The organism is Longimicrobiaceae bacterium (assembly GCA_035936415.1).
GTDB lineage: Bacteria > Gemmatimonadota > Gemmatimonadetes > Longimicrobiales > Longimicrobiaceae > JAFAYN01.
In genome coordinates this window covers 1-7,488 of sequence record DASYWD010000547.1, presented here as the reverse complement: position 1 = coordinate 7,488, position 7,488 = coordinate 1, and the positions used below count along the sequence as shown (strand labels likewise).

Sequence of the window (7,488 nt, the reverse complement as noted above, 5' to 3'; positions counted from 1 at the left end):
CCGCGGGCGTGGCGGTGCCCACTATGGCCGCGGCCGCGGGGCCGCTGGACCTGAACGCGGCGTCGGCGGCGGAGCTGGAGGCGCTCCCCGGCATCGGCCCGGCGCTGGCCGGGCGCATCGTGGCGTGGCGGGCGGAGCACGGCCGCTTCCGCGCTCCGGAGGAGCTGGAGCGGGTCCCCGGGATCGGGAAAAAATCGCTGGCACGCCTCCTGCCACTGGTGCGCGCTTCCCCTTGACAGCGCTGGTGTCTGCGGCGAACGTTCGCGTCACCCCTCCGCGGTACTTCTCCTTCAGGCCACTCCTATGGCAGTCATCGCCCCGGCTGATCGCATCGGCGACCAGCTCGTCCACGACGGCATCGTTACGCGCGAGCAGCTCACCAAGGCGCTGGAAGACGCGCGGCAGAACGGCAACCGCGTCGGCTTCAGCCTCGTCAAGCTGGGCTTCGTCGGCGAGCAGGACATGGTCCGCGCGCTGGCCCGGCAGCTCCGGGTCCCCGCGGTGGACCTGGACCGCGTCAAGCTCGACCCCAAGGTCCTCAAGCTGATCCCGGGGGAGATCGCCAGCAAGCACCAGGTGCTCCCGCTGCGGCGGGTGGGCCGGATGCTCACCGTGGCGATGGCCAACCCCACCGACCTGGGGGTCATCGACGACCTGAAGTTCATCACCCGCTTCGACATCGAGCCGGTGATCGCGGGGGAGCTCACCCTCAAGAAGACGATCGAGAAGGAGTACGAGTCGTCGGACGAGCGGATCAACGACCTCCTGAAGCAGTTCGACCAGGACGACCTGGAGGTCCTGGAGGAGCGCGAGGAGGAGGTCAGCGTCACCGCCCTGGCCGCGGCGGTGGACGACGCGCCGGTGGTGAAGCTGATCAACGGGATCCTCACCGACGCGGTGCAGAAGGGGGCGTCGGACATCCACTTCGAGTGCTACGAGAAGGAGGTCCGGGTCCGCTACCGGATCGACGGCGTGCTGCAGGAGATCATGCGCCCACCGCCCAAGATGAAGGCGGCGCTGATCTCTCGCTTCAAGATCCTCTCCGACCTGAACATCGCCGAGCGGCGCGTCCCGCAGGACGGGCGCATCAAGCTGCGGGTGGGGCGCCGGGTGATCGACTTCCGCGTCTCCACCCTCCCGACGCTCTTCGGCGAGAAGATCGTGCTCCGGATCCTGGACAAGAGCAACCTGACGCTCGACCTGGAGAAGTTCGGGATGGAGCCGAAGGCGGAGCAGGACTTCATGCGGGCGATCATGAACCCGTACGGGATGGTGCTGGTCACGGGCCCCACCGGCTCCGGGAAGACGACCACGCTGTACAGCGCGCTCTCGCAGATCAACACCCCCGAGGTCAACATCATGACCGCGGAGGATCCGGTGGAGTACAACCTCTACGGGATCAACCAGGTGCTGGTCCGCACGGAGATCGGGATGACCTTCGCCGCGGCGCTGAAGGCCTTCCTCCGCCAGGACCCCAACATCATCATGGTCGGCGAGATCCGCGACCTGGAGACGGGTGGGATCGCCATCAAGGCGGCGCTCACCGGCCACCTGGTGCTGTCCACGCTGCACACCAACGACGCCCCCTCCACCATCACCCGTATGGTGGACATGGGGATCGAGCCGTTCAACGTGGCCTCCGCCGTCAACCTGATCACCGCGCAGCGCCTCCTGCGCCGCATCTGCTCCGGCTGCAAGGAGCCGACGACCTACCCCGTGGAGTACCTGCGCGCCGCCGGGCTCACGGAAGAGGAGATCGAGACCACCACCTTCTTCAAGGGGAAGGGGTGCGACACCTGCAACGGCTCCGGCTACAAGGGCCGCCAGGGCCTCTACGAGGTGATGGCGATGTCCCCCGCCCTGCGCCGGATGATCCTGCAGGGCGCCTCCACCGCCGAGCTCCAGAAGCAGGCGATCAGCGAGGGGATGCTTACGCTCCGCATGGACGGGATGCTCAAGGTGCGGCGCGGGATCACCACGCTGGAGGAGGTCATCAAGGAGACGGCAGGGTAGAAGAGTGCGGGAGTGCGAAGTGCGAAGTGCGAAGTGCGAGGGTGCCCCTCCGGTAGCGGGGGCCTCTCGCACTCTTCGTTTGCGCCGGCTCCGGACGCGGCACATCGTTCCGGTGCGGCAGAGTTTTCCGGCCTCGACAGCGTACGACCGCACGTCGCACCTCGCACTTCGCACTTCCCCTCGTCCGGCACGGATCTTGGTCTTCACCCCCCCAGAAACCCGGGTTCGCAAGCATTCGCTGGCCTTCCGCGAACCGGCCCCCTTGCAAGCCGCAAGGCTCGTTGCATCCTGCCGGGCCCGTCGCGCGGCCCCGGCCCGAAACTTCCGCAGCAACCCCAGCCCGACGCCATGAGCCTGAACCTCCGTGCCCTCCTGGAAGAGATGATCGAGCGGGGCGCCTCCGACCTGCACGTCACGGCAGGGGAGCGCCCCAAGCTCCGCATCGACGGTTCGATCACCGACAGCTCCGGGGACTACATCCTCACCCCCAAGGACACGCTGCAGCTCACCTACTCCATCCTCACCGAGAACCAGAAGAAGCGGTTCGAGACGGAGGACGAGCTGGACTTCTCCTTCGGGATCCAGAACCTGGCGCGCTTCCGCGGCAACGTGTTCCGGCAGCGCGGCTGCGTGGCGCTCGCGATCCGCCAGATCCCCTTCAAGATCCTCACCTTCGAGGACCTGAAGCTCCCGCCGGTGGTGCAGAAGCTGGCGGAGAGGCCCCGCGGGCTGGTGCTGGTGACGGGCCCCACGGGCTCGGGGAAGTCCACGACGCTGGCCGCGATGATCGACAAGATCAACAAGGAGCGGAAGGGGCACATCCTCACCATCGAGGACCCCATCGAGTTCATCCACCGCCACCAGGGCTGCATGGTGAACCAGCGGGAGGTGGGCGCGGACACGCAGAGCTTCTCGCGGGCGCTGAAGTACGCGCTACGGCAGGACCCGGACGTGATCCTGGTGGGCGAGCTCCGCGACCTGGAGACGATCCAGGCGGCGCTCACCATCGCCGAGACGGGCCACCTCTGCCTGGCGACGCTGCACACCAACTCGTGCGCGGAGACCATCAACCGCGTCATCGACGTCTTCCCCGCCCACCAGCAGCCGCAGGTGCGCGCGCAGCTCGCCTTCGTGCTGGAGGGGGTGCTCACGCAGCAGCTCCTTCCCAAGGCGCGCGGCCGGGGCCGGGCCATGGCCGCGGAGATCATGGTCTGCACGCCGGCGGTGCGCTCCTGCATCCGCGACGACAAGGTGCACCAGATCTACTCCACCATGCAGGCCGGGAAGAAGCACGGGATGCAGACGCTGAACGACGCGCTCTACCAGCTCTACATGCAGCGCGAGGTGGCGCTGGAGGAGTGCCTGAAGCACTCGTCGGACCAGACGGAGTTCCTGCGGATGGTCGGCGAGCCCGTACCGGCGTGACGGCGAGTGCGTGAGTGCGAAGTGCGTGAGTGCGAGGGTGGGGAGAGCGCGCTGGTGAGCGGGTTCCGAACCCGTTGCCGTCCCCTGTCCCCGGTTCCCTGTTCCCTGTAACCTGCGGTTCTCCATGCCCGTCTTCACCTACAGCGCCCGTAGCCTCTCCGGCGACATCCAGGCCGGGGAGATCGACCTCCCCAGCAGGGACGAGGTCGTCGCGTTCCTGCGCCGGCAGCGGCTGATCCCGGTTGCCGTCCGCCCCAAGGCCAAAGACCTGGAGATCAGCTTCGGCTCCGGCGTCAGCACGCGCGAGGTGGTGATCTTCACGCGCCAGTTCGCGACGATGATCAACTCCGGCCTCCCGCTGGTGCAGAGCCTCTCCATCCTGGCGGAGCAGACGGAGAACAAGCGCTTCCGCAAGATCACCACGGAGGTGCTGCACGACATCGAGTCCGGGCAGACGCTCGCCGACTCCATGCGCAAGCACCCGCAGATCTTCACGGAGCTGTACGTGAACATGGTGGCCGCGGGCGAGGCGGGCGGCATCCTGGACGTGATCCTGCTCCGCCTGGCGACCTTCCTGGAGAAGAACGACGCCCTGGTCCGCAAGATCAAGGGCGCCATGACCTACCCGGCGGTGATGCTCTTCGTGGTGATCGCGGCCACCACCATCCTCCTCTGGAAGGTGGTGCCGGTGTTCGCGAACATCTTCCTGGACGCCGGGCTCGCGCTCCCCATGCCCACCCGCGTGGTGCTGGCGGCCAGCGCCTTCCTGCAGAGCTACATCCTCGTCATCATCGCGGCGGCCATCGTGGGGGTGTTCCTGCTGCGGCGCTACTACAAGACGGAGGGCGGGCAGCTGGTGATCGACCGGCTGCTCCTGAAGATGCCGGTGCTGGGGGTGCTGCTGCGGAAGTCGGCGGTTTCGCGCTTCACGCGGACGCTGGGGACGCTGGTGTCGTCCGGCGTCTCCATCCTGGAGGGGCTGCAGATCACGGCGCGCACCTCCGGCAACCGCGTGATCCACGACGCGGTCATGGCGTCGCGGGCCTCCATCGCGGGCGGCGCCACCATCTCGGAGCCGCTCAAGGTGTCGGGCGTGTTCCCACCCATGGTGGTGCAGATGATCAACGTCGGCGAGCAGACGGGCGGGCTGGACGAGATGCTCTCCAAGATCGCCGACTTCTACGACGACGAGGTGGACGCGGCCGTGTCGGCCCTCACCTCGGTGCTGGAGCCCATCATGATCGTGGTCATGGGCGTGGTGATCGGCGGGATGGTGGTGGCGATGTACATGCCGATGTTCGACATGATCAACGCGGTGCAGGGGTAGGTCGGCCCTCGCAGGTAATTGATTCGTTCCCTTTGCGGTATTTGATTCGTTCCGAATCGGGTATTTGATTCGTTCCACGCGAGTCAAGTGCCGCAAGGGCCATGGGTTAGCGAGCGACGCCCACCCATCCCATCCTCCCCCACGCTCCCCAAAACCCGCAATTCCGGAGCGGGGCACCTCGGGAAACCGACGAAAAACGGTCGTTACAACAGCACTCAAAAATCCCCGCTCGAACGCATCGCCCCCTCCTGCGCAGACGCAGGAGAGGGGCGGTTTCTGGGAGAGGAGCAGGGATTCGGTCCTACGAGCGAGTACAGCCGGGAGGAGCTTCAGAGCAGGAACGGCCGCGGTTACGTGGACTCCGGGTTGCCCTCGGTGGTGGGGCGAGGCTGCGGCAGCCTCTCCAGAACGAACCGAACTGCCTCGGCAGTGGCTTCCGGCTCGTCGTGAGGATCTTGCTCCGCAGAAGCGCTCGCGGGGTCGTCCGCAGCGTCGGTGCGCGGAGTGAGCTTCCCGGCCTTCCGAAGCACGCGGAAGTACGATGCCAGGATGTCGCGCCCGCGCTCACCGGGACGGTCGGGCTTCTCCTCCACAGGGCTCCTCGGGCTCGGGGCACCGGCTCTTCGCACGCTGTCGCTCTCAACCGTACACCTCCCGGGTCGCCGTCGTCAAGGCGGCCCGCCGAGGCCTCGGGCGTCTCGGCATCAGCCGCCCCTCAAGCGCCGCTCGCACCTGGGGAGGCAGCTGTTCCACCCGCTGGAGCACGTCTTTTCGCATGCGAGCCTGAGCGCGCTGGAACAACCCCTTTGCTGCGCCGGCAGAGGTCGCCAGGGCACAGCCGACTTCGTCCCAGCTGAGCCCCTCTACGAGCCGAAGCCAGAGGACGCTCCTGACGGTCTCGGTCTGGGCAGCATGGACCTCCTCCAGGAGGGCGAAGAGCTGCCGGTCCGCCTCACCGGGCTCCGCGTGTACGGACGTGTCCCGGTCCAGCTCACGGGCGAAGGTGCGCACCGCCCAGTCGCTCCGGGAGGAGCGTAGGAAGTCGATTCCGATCCGCCGCGCCAGGGTCATGCACCAGCCGACGAGCGAGTCGTCGTCCTCGGCGCAGCACTGCCCCAGCCGCTGCGCGACCCGGAGGAGAGCCTCCTGGGCGAGGTCCTTGATGACCTCCGGGTCCCGGTGGTGGTGGAAGAGCCAGCCCGCGTAGAACTGGCGCAGGCGGGGGTGAAGTTCGGTGAGGAGCGCTTCCATGGCCTTGCCGTCGCCACGGGTAGCCTTGCGAGCGAGGTCAGCGAGACGGGTGTCGCTCATGCGCCATTCGGAAGTGGGGAGGCTTCGCAGACGGGAATCGACCGGCTTGCGGATCCGCGATGACCCGGAGGAGAGCGGGCCCTACAGGTCGCCGTGCTCCTCATGCGGGGAGGGGCTCCTCCCCCCGGATCTCTCCCTCGCAGAACTCCCAGAAGGGGCACGTCCCGCAGCGGTCCCGGCGGCGGGTCAGGGGAAAGGCCTCTCGCCACGCCGGTCCGGCCGCGGCCGCATCGGCGGCTCGCATCGCCTCGCTGGACTCCTGGATCCGCTCCTCGGCCGCGTCCAGCTCCGTGTCCGTCACGTTCCACGTCGTCTCATCGCCGTCGACCAGATGAACCACCCGCGCGACGTACGCGCCCTCCGACGAGGCCACGCCGAGCACGTGGCGGATGTAGAGCCCGTAAACCGCGACCTGTGCGCGTGCGTCCCGGTCGTAGGAAGTCTTCCAGTCCACGATCACGGTGTCCCCTGCACGGGAGAAGACGAGGTCCGGAGCGGCGTAGACGGGGATCTCGCCCAGTTGGAACGCGGAGAGCGCGTCGACCAGGTGGATCCCCGCCGGTCCCGCTTCACGCAGCTCCACCCAGACCGGGGATGCGATCAGGTGCGTGTGCGTTCGGGAGAGCTTCTCGCGGATCCGCTCGATAGTGGCCGGACCGACCCCGCGCTCGTAGTAGCGGGCGGCGAGCATGGGAATGCGCTTCGGATCCCGGAGAAAGGCGCGCACGTCGGTCGCCGCCCAGGCCCGGTTCAGCGCGAGGCGGGTGCGGGCGCGGAGCTCGTCCGCCGTGGGGAGCCCCCTGCGGCGTCGGACGGCAAAGGCGAGCTCGCGTGCCCGCGCGTGGACCTCGATCCCCAGCACGAGGTCGAACGTGGTCAGGTGCCGCAGCGCGTACGCCCGCTTCGCGAGCGGGTCCGCATCCTGGCGCCAGCCCACCGATGCGGCGTGGTACCGGTAGAAGTAGCGTCGGCGGCAGAGCCGGAAGGTCTCGGCTCGCGTGTGCGACCAGGCTGGAGGCGTCTGCATTCGCCGGTGCTCCGAGATGGGGGGTGTCTCGGAACAGGGACGGACGCGCGGCACGGGGGGCGAACCACGCCAGGGGGACGGACGCCCTCTCAGGGGTATGGGTGGAGCGTGGGGCGGGAGGGGAATCGTGGCTGAGCAAAGCTGGCCGGAGGATGCGCTCGGTTCGGTGTTGCGGGAGCTGCGGGAGCAGAGGGGCCTGACCCAGATCGATCTCGCCGCGCGGGCCAAGATCCACCGGAACTACGTCGGGCAGCTGGAGCGTGGGGAGAAGAGCCCCACCGTTCACAGCCTGGGTCGACTCCTCCGGGCACTCGGCGTGTCCTGGGCGGAGTTCGGCGCGGCGCTCGACGCCAGGTAGCGCTCGCTCCTTGCAGCAGGGCCAGGA

7 protein-coding genes are annotated in these 7,488 nt (G+C 68.1%); 5 read left to right on the top strand and 2 right to left on the bottom strand.

Annotation, left to right across the window (positions count from 1 at the left end; translation table 11 throughout):
• From VGR37_22065 to VGR37_22050, 4 genes are all read left to right on the top strand, one after another.
• The coding region (locus tag VGR37_22065) for a helix-hairpin-helix domain-containing protein (GenBank protein HEV2150099.1) at positions 1 to 236 on the top strand (236 nt) is incomplete at its 5' end.
• A gap of 67 nt (positions 237 to 303) precedes the next feature.
• Entirely contained in the window at positions 304 to 2,013 is a 1,710-nt protein-coding gene (pilB, locus tag VGR37_22060; GenBank protein ID HEV2150098.1) for a type IV-A pilus assembly ATPase PilB, read from the top strand.
• 348 nt (positions 2,014 to 2,361) lie between these two features.
• Positions 2,362 to 3,438, top strand: coding sequence for a type IV pilus twitching motility protein PilT (locus VGR37_22055; protein ID HEV2150097.1), 1,077 nt, complete (start codon positions 2,362 to 2,364; stop codon positions 3,436 to 3,438).
• Between the two features lie 124 nt (positions 3,439 to 3,562).
• Entirely contained in the window at positions 3,563 to 4,765 is a 1,203-nt protein-coding gene (locus tag VGR37_22050) for a type II secretion system F family protein (protein ID HEV2150096.1), read from the top strand.
• A 639-nt stretch (positions 4,766 to 5,404) separates the two neighbouring features.
• Here VGR37_22050 and VGR37_22045 read toward each other — a convergent pair.
• Both VGR37_22045 and VGR37_22040 read right to left on the bottom strand, forming a co-directional pair.
• Positions 5,405 to 6,076, bottom strand: a complete 672-nt coding sequence (locus tag VGR37_22045) for a sigma-70 family RNA polymerase sigma factor (protein HEV2150095.1) — start codon at positions 6,074 to 6,076, stop codon at positions 5,405 to 5,407.
• Positions 6,077 to 6,176: 100 nt separating this feature from the next.
• Positions 6,177 to 7,103, bottom strand: coding sequence for a PD-(D/E)XK nuclease family protein (locus VGR37_22040; GenBank protein HEV2150094.1), 927 nt, complete (start codon positions 7,101 to 7,103; stop codon positions 6,177 to 6,179).
• A 127-nt stretch (positions 7,104 to 7,230) separates the two neighbouring features.
• On the opposite strand from VGR37_22040, the gene VGR37_22035 reads away from it, so the two are divergent.
• Positions 7,231 to 7,461, top strand: a complete 231-nt coding sequence (locus tag VGR37_22035; protein HEV2150093.1) for a helix-turn-helix transcriptional regulator — start codon at positions 7,231 to 7,233, stop codon at positions 7,459 to 7,461.
• The last annotated feature ends 27 nt before the right edge of the window (positions 7,462 to 7,488 follow it).